Genomic DNA, 16,612 nt, shown 5'->3' with positions numbered 1-16,612 from the left:
ACGCGCTGCTTCTGGTTACACAGGCGCGCGAAAACCGGCAACAGTTTGGCCTGAAATGGCGCAGGCCGCAGCCGTACGTCCTGGTGAAGGGCCATGCGCCGGCCATGTTTCAGGTTGAGGTTAACAGTTGGAAAAGATTCACGGCCTATTTTGAAGCAATCGTGGCTCGAGGCGGGGTAACGGTGGGCAGTCTATGACTGCCACTCATGGATGGAGAATGAACAATGCCTGCACGGCTTTTTTATTGGACGCGGTTTATCCAGGTCTGTCTGGTGGTTTTCGCGGTCGGCCTGGGCGCCATCTCCGTGGCCACCAATACGGCACGGGCCAATAATGGCTATACGGCTCAGGAGATCGTTGACGCCGGACACGGATTTTTCGGTGCCACGACAGGTGGTCTGGCAACCGTGGTGGAGAAGATATTCTCCAATTACGGCTTGCCGAACGGATATGTTCTTGGCGAGGAAGGCTCCGGGGCGTTTATCGGAGGCCTGACCTACGGCGAAGGCATGCTTTACACCAAGAATGCCGGTGACCATAAGGTCTTCTGGCAGGGACCATCCATCGGCTGGGACTATGGCGGTCAGGGATCCCGCGTCATGATCCTCGTCTACAACCTCAACTCCGTGAACGATCTTTACCGGCGCTTCGGCGGCGTTGCGGGCTCTGCTTACCTGGTGGCGGGTCTTGGCTTCAACGCGCTGACCAACGACAATATGATCCTGGTCCCGATCCGTACCGGGGTGGGCGCACGCCTTGGCATCAATCTGGGTTACCTGAAGATGACCCCGCAGCCGACATGGAATCCCTTCTGAGGCAGGTTCATCACGGCGGCGGGCCAACTGATTGCGCGCTGCCCCGATGGTTGCAACGGCTTCCTGAGTGTATCAGCTTGACGTGCGGGTCGTTTTGCGTGACCCAATGAGGCGACAACTGCACATGCAGGGTTTCCTTGACGAGATGGGTTTCATGCGGTGATCACGACGATACTGCTTATTCTTCTGGGGTTTTTTATTGCGGGGTTTCTCGCTCTTGCTTTGGCCCCGCTTGTATGGCGCAGGGCGGTGCGGCTCACGACAAAGCGTATAGAAGCCAGCCTGCCGCTTTCTGCCAATGAACTTGAGGCGGAGAAAGATCGGCTGCGCGCCAGCCACGCCATGGCCGCCCGCCGGCTCGAGATGAATATCGAGTCCCTGAACAGGAAGACGTCTTCACAACTTGTCGAGATCTCCCGACTGAGCGACGAGGCCCGGCAGCTCGCCGAGGCTCGAGACGCACAGGACAGGGTAATTGCCGAACTGCGAGACGAAACCGAGAAGCAGCGCACGGCGCTGGCGGAGAACGCCGAAGTCATTTCCATGCTGGAAGCGAAGCTGGAGGAAGCACTTTCCGAGCTTGAGGTTCGCGGTACCGCGTTGACGGAGCTTAATGACCGCTACGAGGAAGAGCGTTTGCTGGCGAGCAGCCGGCAGATCGAAATGGTCGCCCGCGAGACGGAATTGCGTAAGGTGGAGGATGATCTGGCCGAACTTCGTCGTGATCGCAAGGATGCAATTCGCGCAGCGCGTGAAGCCGAAACCGGACGTAAAGAGGCTGAAGCCGGGTTGAAAGTAGCCGAGAAGCGCAATGCCGACCTTCAGAAAAAGCTGGAGGCGCAGATGAGGGCGCTGTACGAGCACGAAGAAAAGCTTGAACGCCGTGAAGCCGAGATTGCCCGTCTCCGCAAGGAGATGAACGCGGTGAGCGAGGCCAGCCTGTCTGAACAGGCCGCTCGCCGGTTGAAGGAGGTGGAGGCCGAATGCGATCGCCTGTCGCGTGAACTTGCAGACAAGTCCCTGCAAGTTCGCACACTTCTTTCCGAGGGTGGGGCAAAGACGACGGGCCCTCAAAAAATATCTGAAAGTGACCAGGAGAAACTCAAGACACGGATTTCCAGGTTGCTTCAGGAAAACAAGAAACTGCGTGCCGAGCTTTCTGAGAAAAAGAAAAACGGAAAGGCTTCGGTTTCGAAGACAGCTTATGACGCACCGGCAGATGAAGCCCTGCGTGAGCAGATCCATAGCCTGGCGGCAGAAGTGATCGGTCTGACAGCGTCTCTCGAAGGGGAAAGTTCACCAATCGCCGAAGCGCTTCAGTCTCCGGAGACTGGAGGCGACGGTCGCCCAATGAGCCTTGCTGAAAGAGTGCGCATTCTGCGCGAACGTGCTTCCTAGTCTCAGGCCGGGCGCCAGAGCCGGTGCAATGCAATGGCGGAGGCTGCAGCCACGTTGAGACTGTCGAAATCCGGGGCCATGGCAATGCGTGCGGTGGGAAACCGCCTCATGTCCTCTTCCGAAAGTCCATGCCCTTCGCTGCCAAGAAGCAATGCGTGGCGCGGGTCGCGCTTTATCCCCGCGATGTCGATCTTTCCTTGTGGGCTCAGCGCTAGAATCGAGTAGCCCTGATCCTCAAGTGCTGCCGCAAGGGTGGCTGTATCGCTGAAACGCGCGAAGGGGATTTTCAGCGTGGCACCTACCGAGACACGGATAGCCTTGCGGTAGAGCGGATCACAGCAATCGTTCGTGAGCAGCACGGCGGCAGCGCCGAAAGATGCGGCGTTGCGGAAGATCGAGCCCATATTGTCGTGATTGGATATGCCCGATAGTGCGACCACCAGCGCCGCGTCGGGCAGCGTATCGAGCAGCGCTTCGCCGCTCGTTTCGCGCTTGCGACCGATCGCCAGAATGCCCCGATGGATCTCGAAACCGGCGACCTCATCCATCACAGCAGCGCTGGCTGTATAGATCGGAACGTCTTCGGGAATGCGGTCGATGAGGTCGCCGAGCCCGGCCACACGGTTTTCCCGCAGAAACACGCTCTCGGCTGTGAACCGGCCTGTTGAGAAGAGCACGTTGAGCACCACGCGTCCTTCGGCCACGAAACGGCCTTGCCTTCCCACGAGATCGCGTTCGCGAATATCGCGATAGGCAGCGATGCGAGGATCTTCGGCGCTTGCGATGGGTAAGAGCTTCCGTTTCAACTGGCGATCCCCATGCGCGCTTCCTTTGCCATCGCCACAAGAGTGGGGCGTATCTGGGAGGCGTCGCTCAGCGGGGATTTGAAGAAAATGCGGCACGTTTCGTCGCCAAGCGCCAGATCGATCCCGTCCGGGTCGATGCCGGTCAGTTGCCATTTTCCCGAGGGAGCCCTGGCAAAATGGCGGGCATAGTTTTCCAACGCGTCCGCGTGGTCTTTGTTCATGTGTGCGATGGCACCGGCCTCGGAGCCTGCAAGACTGTCCAGAGCGGCGCTGTTCGTCAGGAGTTCAGACCGAAAAAGCCTGTAGGCGCGGGCGAATCCACCATTGAGAAGCGCCTGCTGCGGTTCAAGCCGGTAAATGGAGAAGTCTGGAAAGTCGACATACAGCTTTGCCTTGGGATGACGTGACAGATAGCGACGTCTGACGTGTTCGTGCGCTTTGCTTTCGCGTTCCACCCTGGAGGCGGAAGTTTTGATGGAAAGGCGCGGATGCGCCAGCGGGTCGCCCTTGCCGGGCTCACCTATCAGCAGCGAGCAGCGCGGATCGGCTTCCAGCCCCCTGGTATGGGCAGACAGGCCCGAGACCAGTATGAGTGGCGCGCCGTCGAGGTCGGTCGCGGTCGCGACGCGGGTCGCGAAGGGTGCGCCGTCATCTGGATCGATCGTTGCCAACGCACCAAAGCGTGCAGCGCGCAACAGCGTCTTCGCAAGGCGAATGGCGTCCGCATCCGTTTCGAGAATGACGTCCTTTGATTTTCCTTCGCTCATCGATGCCTCAATCCGTTGAAGCATCTCCTTCGCCGATCATGCTTTCGGCTGCAAGCTGTGGATGGGGATTCTCCATCATCGGGCTATTTCGGTGCCATGCGGATCGCGCCGTCAAGGCGGATGGTCTCGCCGTTCAGCATCTGGTTTTCGACGATATGGCAGGCAAGCGCTGCATATTCGGAAGGCTCGCCGAGGCGCGGCGGGAAGGGCACCTGCTGGCCAAGCGAAGCCTGCGCCTCTTCCGGCAGGCTCGCCATCATGGGTGTCTTGAAGATGCCGGGCGCAATCGTGCATACGCGGATGCCAGACCGTGAGAGATCGCGGGCGATGGGAAGCGTCATGCCGACCACGCCGCCCTTGGAAGCGGAGTAGGCCACCTGACCGATCTGCCCGTCAAAGGCTGCAACAGATGCGGTGCTCACGATCACGCCGCGCTCTCCACCCTCCAGCGGTTCAAGATCCTGTGCCTGGGCCGCAAAAAGCCGGATCATGTTGAACGTTCCGAGAAGATTGATCTCGATGACCTTGCGATAAAGATCGAGCGGGTGGGGCCCATCCCGGCCGACGGTTTTGGTAGCCGTGACAATGCCGGCGCAATTCACGAGAATGCGCGGCGTGCCGAGCTTTTCCGTCGCTTCCTCCAGAGCCGCCAGACCATCGGCTTCGCTGGTGACATCGCAGCGCACGGCAATGCCGCCGATATCCGCGGCCACCGCTTCGGCCCTCTCCATGCCGACATCCGCAATGGCAATTTTTGCGCCTTTGTCCGCCAGTGCACGCGCCGTCGCTTCGCCAAGCCCCGAACCGCCGCCCGTAACAAGCGCAACCATACCGGATGGATTCATGTGTCAGCCTCCCTCAATGTGTGATCGAGACAGTAGCGGTGGAGGCGCAACTCGAAAAGCGGCATCTGTGCAATGCCGCTGTGTGTGGAGATGCTCAGCGCCGAATGATGGCGCCCAGCACGTCGCGGATACCAATCGCCCCGACAAAACGCGAGGCCTCGTCGAAGAGCGCCACCGGCGCCGTCTGGGATTGCTGCATGGCGCGCATCACCGTGCGCAGCGGTGTGCCCGCTGTTGCCCAGAAGACCTTTGGCCTGTCCTCGGGGAGGTCCTCGATATTGTCGCAGGAGACCCAGATGGCGGGCTTGCCGTTCCGCTCGGCATCGATGACCAGCATGTTTTCATCGAACTTGAACCGCGTGGTCTTGCGCCGGTCGAGCCACAGCCAGCCTTCGCCGGCCGCCTCAAGGTCGCGAACATCGCGCATCACGTTCCAGGCGGTCAGCACAGAGAGCGGGTTCACATTGGAAATGAAGTCCCGCACATAGTCGTTCTCGGGTGCAAGAACGATGTCTTCCGGCGTGCCGGTCTGCACGATGCGTCCGCCTTCCATGATCGATATGCGGTTGCCGATCTTGAGGGCTTCCTCAAGATCGTGGCTCACAAACAGGATGGTCTTTTTCAGGCGCTCCTGGAGTTCAAGCAGTTCGTCCTGCAGCTTGGTGCGGATGAGCGGATCGAGCGCGGAGAATGGCTCGTCCATGAGCAGGATCGGCGCCTCAGTGGCAAAGGCGCGGGCAAGGCCCACACGCTGCTGCATTCCGCCTGAAAGCTCATGGGCATATTTGTCGGCCCAGTCGGTCAGATGCACCAGCTCGAGCTGCGCCATCACGCGCTCCTTGCGCTCTTTCGCCGATATGCCTGCAAGCTCCAGCCCGAAACCCACATTCTCCGCCACCGTGCGCCAGGGCAGAAGGGCGAATTGCTGAAAGACCATCGCCACGCATTCGCGGCGGATTTTGCGCAATTCGGCTTGCGAGCAGTTCACCACATCGGCCTGCCAGTCGCCATCGTGGACCACGACATTGCCGCGGGCCACGATGTTCAGCCGGTTCACTGCACGCAGCAGCGTCGACTTTCCAGAGCCCGAAAGCCCCATCAATACGGAAATCTCACCGCGTTCCACGGTCAGGTCGCAGTTGGCGCAGCCGAGCACCGCGCCGGTTTCAGCGAGGATTTCCTCGCGGTTCCTGCCCGCATCCACCAGTGGAAGCGCCTCTGCCTTCTGCCGCTCCGTGCCAAAGAGGATGTCAACCTTGTTGAAGTCGATGGCCACGTTCATTTGTCGCTCCCCCGCTCAATGCGCGCGATACGGTCGAGAATGATGGCCAGAACGACGATAGCGAGGCCTGCTTCAAGCCCGAGCGGGATGTTGACCGAATTCAACGCCCGGACGACCGGTTTTCCGAGGCCGTCGGCGCCGATCAGTGCCGCAATCACCACCATGGAGAGCGAGAGCATGATGCACTGGGTGAGCCCGGCCATGATGGAGGGCAGGGCGGCCGGCAGTTCCACCTTCCACAAAAGCTGGCGCTTGGTGGCGCCGAAGGCGTGCCCGGCCTCGATCATGGGCCGGGGAACGGAGGTTATGCCGAGATAGGTGAGCCGAATTGGCGCGGGCGAAGCGAAGATGACCGTCACGATCAGGCCGGGAGCAGCGCCGAGACCGAACAGGATGAGAACCGGGATCAGATAAACGAAGGTGGGTAGCGTCTGCATCAGGTCGAGTATGGGGCGCAAAACCTTGTAGACGCGTGGATTGTGTGCTGCCCAGATGCCAACGGGGACGCCAATCGCCATGGACACGGCTGCCGCGGCCACGACGAGCACAAGCGTCTCGACCGTTTCTTCCCATAAACCCTGATTGATGATGAAGAGAAGGCCGAGCGCTACCGCGACAGAAAGCTTCCAGGAGCGTTGCAGCAGATAGGCGAGTGCTGCAATGGCAAGCACCAGAACAATGGCAGGAACGGCCAGCAGAATGTCCACCATGCCGTCGAGCACGTCGGCCAGAACGTCTGCCAGCGTGTCGAACAACCAGGCAAAATTGGTGGTCAGAAAGTCGAAGAAGTCTCGGCCCCACCGACCGATGGGAATTTTCCAGTCAGCAATCCATTCTGAAAGAGGGTCCATGAGCCCGGGGAGTTCCTTTTCTCGGATTTCTTCTTATGCGTGTGCTCGCCGACTATGCGGCGATCTTTTGGCCTGCGGGCCGAAAAAAGACGTCGCGGAGTGCCAGCCCGGGCACCCCGCTTCGTCATGATGTTTACATGCCCAGATGCGCCTTCACGGCGTCGAGGCCAGGCTCGCCTCCAAACGTGGTCACGCCTTCCAGCCATGGGCCGAGTGCGTCCGGATTGGCCTTGAGCCATTCTGCTGCGGCCTTTTGCGGCTCGGCACCGTCGTCAAGGATCTTGCCCATGATCTCGTTCTCCATCTGAAGTGAGAAAACCATGTTCTTCAGGAGTTTTCCGAGGTTCGGACATTCTTCGGAAAGGCCTGCGCGGGTGTTGGTGTGCACCGTCGCGCCGCCATAGTTGGGGCCGAATACATCGTCACCGCCTTCAAGATAGGCCATGTCGATATTGGCGTTCATCGGGTGCGGTTCCCAACCGAGGAACACTACGTGCTCCTTCGATCCCACAGCGCGGCGCACCTGCGAGAGCATGCCGGCTTCCGAGCTTTCCACCACTTCGAAGTCTTTCAGGCCGAACGTGTCGTTCTCGATCATGTCGAGGATCAGGCGGTTGCCATCATTGCCAGGCTCGATGCCGTAGATCTTGCCGTCCAGTTCGTCAGCAAATTTGGCGATATCGGCAAAGCTCTTGAGGCCCGCATCATAGGTATATTGCGGAACGGCCAGCGTGTATTTCGCGCCTTCCAGATTTGTAACCACGGTTTCAACCGTGCCATCCTCGCGGTAAGGCGCGATGTCGGCCTCCATGGTCGGCATCCAGTTGCCGAGGAAGACATCCACGTCATTGTTCTTGAGCGATGCATAGGTCACCGGCACCGAAAGCACCTGTGTTTCGGGCTCATAGCCAAGGCCCTCAAGCACCACCGAGGCGGTGGCGGTGGTCGCGGTGATGTCGGTCCAGCCGACATCCGAGAAGGTAACGGACTGGCAGGCTTCGGGCTCCGCGGCCCATGCGGTGCCCGATGCGAGACTTGCGGCGAGCGCAAGGACCAGGGACGATTTTCGGCTCGGTAACATTGACGGCTCTCCTCTGCGGTTATGTCGATGAAGCGCGGGTCTTATCCGGCTTTGCTTATTATTTCAAAGGCAAGCACCAATTCAGTGTCGCTGCAAGCACAAAGAGGTGTCTGTTTGCGCCATACAAGGCACCGTCTGCGACGGTATTCCGGTGGAAGAAGGCCGATGTGGCGTTTTCTAAAGGCTTCTGGTGGTGTTTAAGAGCGCGAACGATGCAGGTAGCGCGATGGCAAAGCTCTATTTCCACTATGCGACGATGAATGCGGGCAAGTCGACCATGCTCCTGCAGGCATCCTACAATTACCGCGAGCGCGGCATGAACACGATGCTGTTCGTCGCAGGCCATTACCGCAAGGACGATGGCGGCTACATCTCATCGCGCATCGGCCTCGACAGCGACGCGGAAATGTTCCGCGACGGGGATGACCTTTTTGCACGCATCGCCGAACATCACGACCACACGACAGTTCACTGCGTGTTTGTCGACGAGGCGCAGTTTCTGGAGGAAGAGCAGGTCTGGCAGCTTGCCCGCGTGGCAGACAGGCTTGGCATTCCCGTCATGTGCTACGGGTTGCGAACCGATTTTCAGGGCAATCTCTTCACCGGATCGCAAGCGCTTCTGGCGTTGGCCGACGAACTGCGTGAGGTGCGCACGATCTGCCGCTGCGGGCGCAAGGCCACCATGGTGGTTCGGCTCGGGGCTGATGGTAAAGTGGCAAAGAAGGGCGCACAGGTCGCCATCGGCAAGGATGTGTATGTCTCGCTCTGCCGCAAACACTGGGAAGAGGAAATGGGCCGCTGGAAGGCGGAGGACCTTGTGGGCTTTGCTGGAAGTGCTGCTGAGTAGCGCTCTCGTTCAGGCAACATCCAGAACGCGGATCAGCGCATAGCTGACCACACCCAGTACGGTCAGGGACAGAAGGGCGGCTGCGATAACACGGCCACCACTCTTCATCACGCTTCTGATGTCCACCGTCAGGCCGAGCGCTGCCATGGCGATGATCGTCAGAAAGCCGGATGTCTCATGCATGACGGGAAGCGCCGGGGCGGGGATGAGGTTTGCCGAACGCAGTCCCATCATCGCGAGAAAGCCGATGATGAACCATGGCACCATCTCGAAGAAACCAAGCCTGACGCCTGCCATGCGCCCATGGGTCAGGCCCAGAAGGAAGATCACCGGGCCGAGCATGAGCACACGAACCAGTTTGACCAGCGTTCCCACCTGAATGCCGATCGGGCCGGCAGGGGCGGCGGCGGCCAGCACCTGCGGCACCGCATAGACCGTGAGGCCGGCAAGGACGCCCGACTGGACCGGGCTCATGCCGATGGCCGTATAGAGGACGGGCAGAAGCAGCACGACGAGAATGCTCAGGAACGCGGTGAAGGAGAGGGAGGCCGCCACTTCTGATGCTTCGGCACGGATCACGGGCGCCGCGGCTGCAATCGCCGAATTTCCGCAGATGGAGTTGCCGCATGCGACCAGCGTTGCAAGGCTGCGCGAAAGTCCAAGCGCCCGGCTGATCGCGTAGCCTGCAACGAGCGACAGAACCACCACGCCCACAATCCCGCCCACCAGCCCGAGGCCCGCATCGCCAAGGGCTGCGAGACTGATGGAGGCACCGAGCAATACGATTGCGACCTCCAGCACCGCCTTGGCACAGAAATCGATGCCGGGGCGGAAGGCAGGGGTGATCCGGGCGATGGAGCTTACCGCGGCGCCGAACAGAATGGCGAGAACCAGTCCTTCAAGCCATGCCTCGCCGAAATACACCTGTTCCGCCCATGCAGTCACCAGCGCCACCCCCGCGACAAGGAGGGAGAGAAAAACGCCGGGAAGAAGCTGAAGCGGGTGGCGAAGTGCGGACATGAATGCGACCTGATGCGATGAATGCATCCTTGGTCGCATGAGGATTTATCGACTTCTATCGAATAGTATGTCATGTTTCATTCGTGAAAATCGAATGATCCCATGACTTTTGAACAATTGCTGATCTTTGTGGCCGTCGCCGAGCGGGAACACCTGACTCAGGCTGCCGCCGCTGTCGGACGCACGCCCTCTGCCGTCAGTGCATCGATCAAGGCGCTTGAGAGCTATTATGGTGTCGAGCTTTTTCACCGCGTTGGCCGCCGCATCGAGCTGACACGTGTCGGCAAGGTATTTCTTGGCGAGGCGCAGGCGACGCTCGCGCGGGTGCGCTCTGCCGAAACCATGCTTTCAGAGCTTGGCGGGCTGCGGCGCGGTACGCTCAATGTCCATGCGAGCCAGACGGTGGCCAGCTACTGGTTGCCGCCGGTGCTCATGCGGTTTCACAAGCTCTATCCCGGCATCGCAGTAAAGCTCAAAGTGGGAAACACACGTATGGTGGCAGACGCAATGCTGGAAGGCGTGGCCGAGGTGGGACTGGTCGAGGGCAGGGTGGATGAACCGGCGCTCACCGTGCGCCGGGTGGATCGGGACGTCATGTCAGTCGTGGTCGCACCCACGCATCCGTGGGCCGAGGGCCCGCCTCTTACGCCGCAAGACCTCATCTCGGGAGCGTCATGGATCATGCGGGAGGAGGGATCAGGCACGCGTGCCGCCTTCGAAAGCACGTTAACCGAGATGGGTGTCGACCCAGCCGGGCTCAATCTCGTCATGGAGTTTCCCTCCAATGAGGCGGTGCTTTCCGCCGTGCGGGAGAGTGGTTGTGCCGCCGCCATTTCCATGTCAGCTGCCGGCCCGCTGGTGGAACGTGGTCTGCTGAAAGTCGCGAGCATTGATCTTGGTGCACGCGATTTCAGTCTGCTTCGCCACAGGGAGCGCAGGCAGAGTGGCGCGGCCACCGCGCTTGAGGAATTGTGCGTCGAGGCCGGTAACGTCTTTCAATCGTCAATGGACCCACATATATTTTCGCAACCCTGACCTTTGCGGAGCGTATTATTATGGCCACCTTGCAGAATTTCGACACGGAGATCGCGAAGACCCGTGAGGTGGTCGACGAGATGCGCTCGAAGATCGAGCAGTCGGGCACCGTGCTCGACAAGCTCGCCCGCACCGACGAGAAGATCGGCCAGGCCGATTTCGACATAGAGAATGCACGCATTCAGGACGTTCTCACGCAGCAAAAGGTGATGGAGACCAACATCGCCGACCTGATCATCGGCCTTGAGGATGCCACCAATGTCTTCGGTTCCGAATTCGAGAGCATGAAGAGTTACACCGGTTGGGAAAACTTCATAGGCATCTTCTCCAAGCAGAAGAAGCAGCGCATGCGCACAGAGCGCGTCCGCAACATGTCTCTGGCCGGCAATCTTCAGGAACTGCTTTCAAAGTCGGATACCATCACCGGCATTCTGAAGGATCAGAAGCAGGTTCTCGAAGAACGCTATCAGACCTCCGAGGCAAGTCTTGCCAAGGTTATCGAGCGGCGCAAAATCACGATGGAGACCCTGGAGGCTACTCAGAAGCGTATAGAGGAACTGAACCCGATGCTGCTCGATATCGAGAACCGCATTGCAGCCTCCACGAGCCAGAAGGACCGGGCGGCGCTCGAAGGGGAACGCTCGAAGCTTGCCACCGAATACAATGAAGCGCAGGCGAAGGAGCAGGAGCTGCTTGCCGAAAGCCAGACGCTTGAGCGCTACACCTCCATGTTCCAGACCTTCGTGGATTCGCTCAACAACCAGATCGCGGCCCAGTCGACGCTGATCAACAAACTCACCATCGACACCGAGCAGCGCATCGTTCTCTACAAGGCGCTCGAGGATTCGCTGAAGACCGCAGCCCAGCAAGACGTCGCCCACCGCATCAACACGCTGGGTTCGAAGGTCGACAACACCGCCGAGGAGACCATGGCCGGCATCGGGGCCGCCGCACAGCGGCACATTGGCGATCTCCTCGAACTGCACGAGAAGAACATGGTCACCACCGCCGATATCCAGCGCCGCAAGAAGCTTGCCGACGATGCCTTCGCCCGCCGTTTCGAAGACGTGATGAAAAAGCACGACGCCGCCAACTACGTTCGCAGCTGATGACGGTATGGGGGAAAACAGACAGTCGGGGCGATCTGCATGAACGCCGCTCCTGACGCCGCCGCGCGCTATTTCGATGCCATTGCGTCCGCGCTTGAAGGGCTTGGCGTCTACTTCGGCGACCGGTCGGCCTCACCCTTCCAGTCGCACGGTCTCGTGGCGGAGGTCGTGTCTCCTTATATCGGCAGGCTGGAACGCTCGTTCGAGTGCTGGCAGAACCGCCTCGGGTTCATGGAAAAATTCCGTATTCAGCGCGCTGAAAGCGGTTATCCGGTTTTCCAGAGCGTGCTGGAACTCGAGAACGACCGGCGTCAGGCCGAGAAGCGTCTTGCCGGTATATCGGCGCCAGACGAGCTGCGGGCCGAGATGGTCGATTTCATTTTGCGCCATCGCGAATTTCCGGCTGACCTCCAGCGCTCCATGGCCGAGCGGCTTTATCTGGAGCAGTTGAAGGCGGGCAATGTGTTCTCGCCCTTCATTTTGCCGGAAACGGTGCGTGTTTCGGTGAATCCCAAGACAAAACGGCCTTATTATCTGGTGCATTGGGGTGCTTTTGACGGAAATTCGAGCCTTCCCGTGGTCTATATGGCAGCGGTAGAGGATTCCTCGCCTTCCATGGTCAAGGCGCTTGTTTCCGAAGATGGCAAGCTAAAAGAGGATGTCGAGATCGGTCTGCCGGTGGGCGGTCTGCTCAATCCGGAGCTGGCCCATCGCTTCGATGATTTTGCGGAGAAAAACTCCGCCTATTCCCTGTCGCCCGCCACGATTGCCGGAAATCTCGACAAGGATTTCGACCACCTCCACCCCAAGCAACTGCGCCGGGTGGTGCTGGGACCGTTTTATACGGCCGGCATCACGGAGAACAATTCGACCGTTTCGGAGGTGCTGGGCAAGGTGCGCCGGCAGGAGAATGCGTGGCTTCTCACCTGGACGGTGCAGGAGGTCTATTCAAAGACCGAGCGCCCGGCGCGCAAGGGGCTGTGGTCCAGCCAGCCGGCGCGCGAGGAGTTCTTCATCGACACGGATGATCTGGACGCTGCCCGCATGGGCGTGAGCGCCTATGAGCAGCACGCGCTCGTGCCGCACGAAGCCTATCAGGCGCTCTATGCAGCCGGCGAGGCGCAAAAGATTTTTGAAGGCTACGACGTGCACGTCATTTCGGGCGGGCGGGTCATCACCGACGTATAGGACATTCCATGGACACGGGCCTGACGACCATCGGCGAGAAGGACATCGAGAAGCACCGGGCGACGGCGCAGAGCCTTGTGACGCGCTTTGTGGTGCTTCAGGCCGATGGCGGCCGCTCCGGCACCGAGCTTGCCGGCACCGGGCGGCGCTTCGTGTCGACCGTCTCCACCGGCGCGCTGCGCAGGACGCGCGAGGTGGAGCTGGCGAAAACCATCGCCGCCATCCGTCAGGGCGATCCGATGCTTTCCATCCCCCAGCACACGCTCCTTTTCCGCGCCCGGCGCGGCGTGGCGGTGGCGCTGGCCGTTGCCGATGTCTTTGCACGCTCGACCGAACTTGAAAGCCTTCAGGAGCGGAACGCCCGCAGCCCGCTCGAAGGCGCGGCGGCGCAGTCCTATCATGCGCTTCTGCAGGCGTCAGCCTATGTCGCAGCCTTCACGCTCTCATCCTATCTCCTGCAGATGCTCGACGCCGACAGCGAGCCGGTAAACGACACGGATGAGCCGGATTTCCAGTTCGATACACCGCAGGATGCGCTCAAAAGCGTTCTTGCCGCGCTCGATGGTGCGATCTCGGGCGCTGCCGATGATACGGCGATGACGGCGCGCGCCCGCGCGCTTGCCCGCGTCGCAATCGAGGGGCTTTTGCAGCGGCGCAGCCGTTTCACCGGTCTAGGTGCGTTTGAAGACACGCATATGCGACTTGAGGCCGACGATTTCACGCTGGACGGCTTCGACGTTGCGCCGGGCAGCCGGCGCAAGCCGCTCGTCATGACCTTCAAGAAGCCCAACGAGATCATCGGCAATCACATAGCCAAATATCAGGCCATGAAGCTCGCCAAGATGCTGATGGCCTATGATTTCGACCGCCAGCTCAACCCGTTCGTGGAGCTCGGCGGATTTCTTTTCACCTTCATCGGCGATGGCGCGCCGGGCACCGGCAAGACCATCCTCATCCAGATGACCGCCGGGCTTCTGAACGATTACTGCCAGGTCGCGGGCGTGCCCTTCCACTACGAGAATTTCGGTGTCGACCAGATTTCCTCCTATCAGGGCAAGTCGGGCCAAAACTGCAAGCAGTTCGTGGAAAATGTGCTGAGCCCGCGCGCCATCGGTTTCGGCACGATCGACGACATCGATCAGGTGGCGGCCAAGCGCTCCGACGACCGGGCGTCTGCCGGCCAGCAGGAGGTGACGGGCGTTCTGATGGAGAGCTTTGCGGGCGCGGGCACAGTGGTGCGCGGCAACTGCTCCTTCGGCATGTTCTCCAACTATCCGGAGAATGTGGACGATGCGCTGCGGCAGCGGGCGGGTGCGCGCTGGCTTGTCGACGGGCCGCAGACTTTTGAGGACTATGTCGACATTTTTGTGCTTCTGGCCGGGAAGAACCATTCGATCCCGCTTGGCGAGCACGAGCCTTTCGCCACGCAGGAAATCAAGCGCGCGGTCGAAACCGCCTATGAGGCGCATTCCAGGCCGCAGGAAGAAGGGCTTGCGAAGGTCTACGAGCGCTTCCTGAACGAGCGCGGCGAGCCGAAGACGCTGACGGATATCGGCGCCTATCTGCACGAGATCAAGCTGGCAGAGCCACGCTTTACCGGCCGTGCCATCAAGAACATCACCGACGCTATCAAGATGCGCGCCATGGACATTGAGCTTCCGGACGAATGGTTCGAGACGCCAGACGCTTTCATGCGCAAAAGCTATGATGAGAAGAAAGCGATGATCGCCGAACTGCGCCGGCCATTCACGATGGACATGGTCATGCAGGAGATCAACCGCTACGCGGATTCGGAGTTCCGCTATTCGGACCGTTCCGACGATGCGGCCGTTTCCACCATCATCCGCGACCAGCGCCTGCGCGAACGCGCCCTGCGTGAGATCGAGGACATGAAGGCGAGGGGCGTTTGGGATGGGTGATTTTCTTGAGAGTCTTAAGCGGAAACACAGCGCGCTTGATGCTGAGATTGAGGAACTCAAAGCGTCAGGGGAATACCGGTGGTCTACTGAAAACGCACTTCGTGCCGGTAACGAAGTAAGTTGGGAAACTGGCGAATTTGATAGTAATACGGAAAATATAACTGAAATTGATAGAGATGGATTACTTATAAGGACTCGAAGAGAATCTTTGTCTGGTGCGCTTAATTCGGGACAAGCTCTTGATAAAATATGTTTATTAGAGGCCGAGATTGAAAAATTATCCCGGCGTTCATTAGCTTTGTCAGCATTGATAGTTTTTTTGTTAGTTGTGATCGTGCTGAAATGAACCTCCTCCGCGAAAACGATCTCATCTTCGGTCGGCTCCTGAAGATAGAAGAATCCCATCTGATCGCACGCTACAACAAGGCGCTCGATGCCTTCGGCGTGCCGCAGACGAAACTCGCTTCCTTCGAGATCGACCGCACCGGCTTCTCGCCGCAGATTGCCGAGGAGCTGGACGACGCGCAGTATCTCGACCCCAATGGTGTCAATCGCCGCTTCATCATCCTCACCCCGGCGCAGATCGAATTGCCCGTGGTGCACACGGCCTTCTCCAACACCTCGCAGCTCGTCTACGAATTCATGATGGCCAATGCGCGCGCCATCAATGCCATCACAATCAAGGATGTGGTGTATGGTGAGATCGAGGAGCAGGTAAATCAGGTGCGCGATATAGAGGATCTGCTCTCCATCGCGCAGGTGGAGTTCAAGGTTCTCTCCGCCGAAGACCTGCTCGGCAAGGCCGCGGAGCTTGGCCGGCTTGCCGACCGTGTGAAGCATGAGCCCGACGCCTGGCGTGACGACGAACTGCTCAACCGCATGGTTGCTTTGGCGCGTGAAACCGGCGACATCCGCGAAAACAGTCTTGTGCCCGAACAGGTCGTGTTCCGGCACGATGCCTATTGGACGAGCCATTTCGGCGGTGTCTATATATTCACCGATCCAAACACCACAACGGTGATCGCAGATCCTGCGACGCCGGGCTTCCGCCGCTCGCGGCCCTGGCAGGTGAGCTATCTGTCGAAGGACGATCCGGCGCGCATCTTCCGATTCCTGGCAGAAACGGGCCGCATCCAGCTTCCTCGCGCCTCATGGATCGAACGCTCGAACTATCTCGCCCATCGCGGCGAGATGGTACTGCTTGATCTGATCCGGCGCGAGGAGCCGGATACGGATTTCGCTCGCATCGATCCGGTGTGGCTGCAGACCTGGACGCACCGCAACGCGAAACTGGTTGCCGGTGAGGGGAGTGTTCCGCTTCTCAACGCCGCCGTGCGCGAAATCAGCCAGACGGGCACGCTCAAGATCGAAGAAATTCCGGCGCGTGAACGCTTTCTTGTCACCCGCGCAGATCCGGCGCACAAGGATGCCTGGCTCACCAACCGGCTGATTTCCGATTTCGTGCCGTCCGATTTCATCGCCCGTTACGTTTTCAACAAGCAGGGTTTTTACCGCGATTACGAAACCTGGCCGCAAGCCTGGCGCGAATATGTTGTGGCGCGGCTCAAAACCGCATATCTCATGGACAAACCGGCGCTGCGGAAGCGCCTCTATGGTCTGGAAACCTGATCCTGGACCCCAATCGCCTG

The 16,612-nt window shown here is 59.7% G+C and carries 16 protein-coding genes; 9 read left to right on the top strand and 7 right to left on the bottom strand.

What is annotated here, in order from left to right:
* Window positions 1-224: 224 nt before the first annotated feature.
* On the top strand, window positions 225-815 hold the full coding sequence (locus HF949_RS16000; protein WP_292896925.1) for a DUF1134 domain-containing protein: 591 nt from the start codon (window positions 225-227) through the stop codon (window positions 813-815).
* A 159-nt stretch (window positions 816-974) separates the two neighbouring features.
* Window positions 975-2,213: a hypothetical protein gene (locus HF949_RS15995; RefSeq protein WP_292896923.1), complete on the top strand. Its 1,239-nt coding sequence runs from the start codon at window positions 975-977 to the stop codon at window positions 2,211-2,213.
* Window positions 2,214-2,215: 2 nt separating this feature from the next.
* Here HF949_RS15995 and HF949_RS15990 read toward each other — a convergent pair whose 3' ends face one another.
* The 6 genes from HF949_RS15990 to HF949_RS15965 form a co-directional block, all read right to left on the bottom strand.
* Window positions 2,216-3,019, bottom strand: a complete 804-nt coding sequence (locus HF949_RS15990) for a TrmH family RNA methyltransferase (RefSeq protein WP_292896921.1) — start codon at window positions 3,017-3,019, stop codon at window positions 2,216-2,218.
* On the bottom strand, window positions 3,016-3,786 hold the full coding sequence (locus HF949_RS15985; protein WP_292896919.1) for a HugZ family pyridoxamine 5'-phosphate oxidase: 771 nt from the start codon (window positions 3,784-3,786) through the stop codon (window positions 3,016-3,018). The genes HF949_RS15990 and HF949_RS15985 overlap by 4 nt, the downstream gene beginning before the upstream one ends.
* Window positions 3,787-3,869: 83 nt before the next feature.
* Window positions 3,870-4,631, bottom strand: a complete 762-nt coding sequence (locus tag HF949_RS15980) for a 3-hydroxyacyl-CoA dehydrogenase (protein ID WP_292896917.1) — start codon at window positions 4,629-4,631, stop codon at window positions 3,870-3,872.
* A 94-nt stretch (window positions 4,632-4,725) separates the two neighbouring features.
* Complete coding sequence (gene choV / locus HF949_RS15975; RefSeq protein ID WP_292896915.1) at window positions 4,726-5,913, bottom strand: choline ABC transporter ATP-binding protein; 1,188 nt, start codon at window positions 5,911-5,913, stop codon at window positions 4,726-4,728.
* Complete coding sequence (gene choW / locus HF949_RS15970) at window positions 5,910-6,764, bottom strand: choline ABC transporter permease subunit (RefSeq protein ID WP_292896913.1); 855 nt, start codon at window positions 6,762-6,764, stop codon at window positions 5,910-5,912. The genes choV and choW overlap by 4 nt, the downstream gene beginning before the upstream one ends.
* Before the next feature lie 133 nt (window positions 6,765-6,897).
* Window positions 6,898-7,845, bottom strand: coding sequence for a choline ABC transporter substrate-binding protein (locus HF949_RS15965; protein ID WP_292896911.1), 948 nt, complete (start codon window positions 7,843-7,845; stop codon window positions 6,898-6,900).
* A 226-nt stretch (window positions 7,846-8,071) separates the two neighbouring features.
* Between HF949_RS15965 and HF949_RS15960 the strand changes: the two genes are divergently transcribed.
* Window positions 8,072-8,692, top strand: a complete 621-nt coding sequence (locus HF949_RS15960) for a thymidine kinase (RefSeq protein WP_292896909.1) — start codon at window positions 8,072-8,074, stop codon at window positions 8,690-8,692.
* 9 nt (window positions 8,693-8,701) lie between these two features.
* Here HF949_RS15960 and HF949_RS15955 read toward each other — a convergent pair whose 3' ends face one another.
* Entirely contained in the window at window positions 8,702-9,712 is a 1,011-nt protein-coding gene (locus tag HF949_RS15955) for a YeiH family protein (RefSeq protein ID WP_292896907.1), read from the bottom strand.
* Window positions 9,713-9,814: 102 nt separating this feature from the next.
* On the opposite strand from HF949_RS15955, the gene HF949_RS15950 reads away from it, so the two are divergent.
* Genes HF949_RS15950 through HF949_RS15925 form a run of 6 tightly spaced genes read left to right on the top strand, consistent with a single transcriptional unit; the run spans window position 9,815 to window position 16,592 of the window.
* The gene (locus HF949_RS15950) at window positions 9,815-10,747 is read left to right on the top strand and encodes a LysR family transcriptional regulator (RefSeq protein WP_292896905.1); all 933 of its coding nucleotides are present in this window, start codon (window positions 9,815-9,817) and stop codon (window positions 10,745-10,747) included.
* Window positions 10,748-10,767: 20 nt separating this feature from the next.
* Window positions 10,768-11,856 carry a hypothetical protein gene (locus tag HF949_RS15945; RefSeq protein ID WP_292896904.1) on the top strand — a complete coding sequence of 363 codons (1,089 nt, stop codon included), beginning with the start codon at window positions 10,768-10,770 and terminating at the stop codon, window positions 11,854-11,856.
* Window positions 11,857-11,895: 39 nt separating this feature from the next.
* Window positions 11,896-13,044, top strand: coding sequence for a hypothetical protein (locus tag HF949_RS15940; protein WP_292896902.1), 1,149 nt, complete (start codon window positions 11,896-11,898; stop codon window positions 13,042-13,044).
* Between the two features lie 8 nt (window positions 13,045-13,052).
* Window positions 13,053-14,963: an AAA family ATPase gene (locus HF949_RS15935; RefSeq protein ID WP_292896900.1), complete on the top strand. Its 1,911-nt coding sequence runs from the start codon at window positions 13,053-13,055 to the stop codon at window positions 14,961-14,963.
* Window positions 14,956-15,309, top strand: coding sequence for a hypothetical protein (locus tag HF949_RS15930; RefSeq protein ID WP_292896898.1), 354 nt, complete (start codon window positions 14,956-14,958; stop codon window positions 15,307-15,309). The genes HF949_RS15935 and HF949_RS15930 overlap by 8 nt, the downstream gene beginning before the upstream one ends.
* Window positions 15,306-16,592, top strand: coding sequence for a DUF6638 family protein (locus HF949_RS15925; protein WP_292896896.1), 1,287 nt, complete (start codon window positions 15,306-15,308; stop codon window positions 16,590-16,592). Before HF949_RS15930 ends, HF949_RS15925 begins: the two co-directional genes overlap by 4 nt.
* The last annotated feature ends 20 nt before the right edge of the window (window positions 16,593-16,612 follow it).

This window comes from Nitratireductor sp. (genome assembly GCF_017794765.1).
Classification (GTDB): domain Bacteria; phylum Pseudomonadota; class Alphaproteobacteria; order Rhizobiales; family Rhizobiaceae; genus Nitratireductor.
This window is presented reverse-complemented; position numbering and strand designations above follow the sequence as displayed.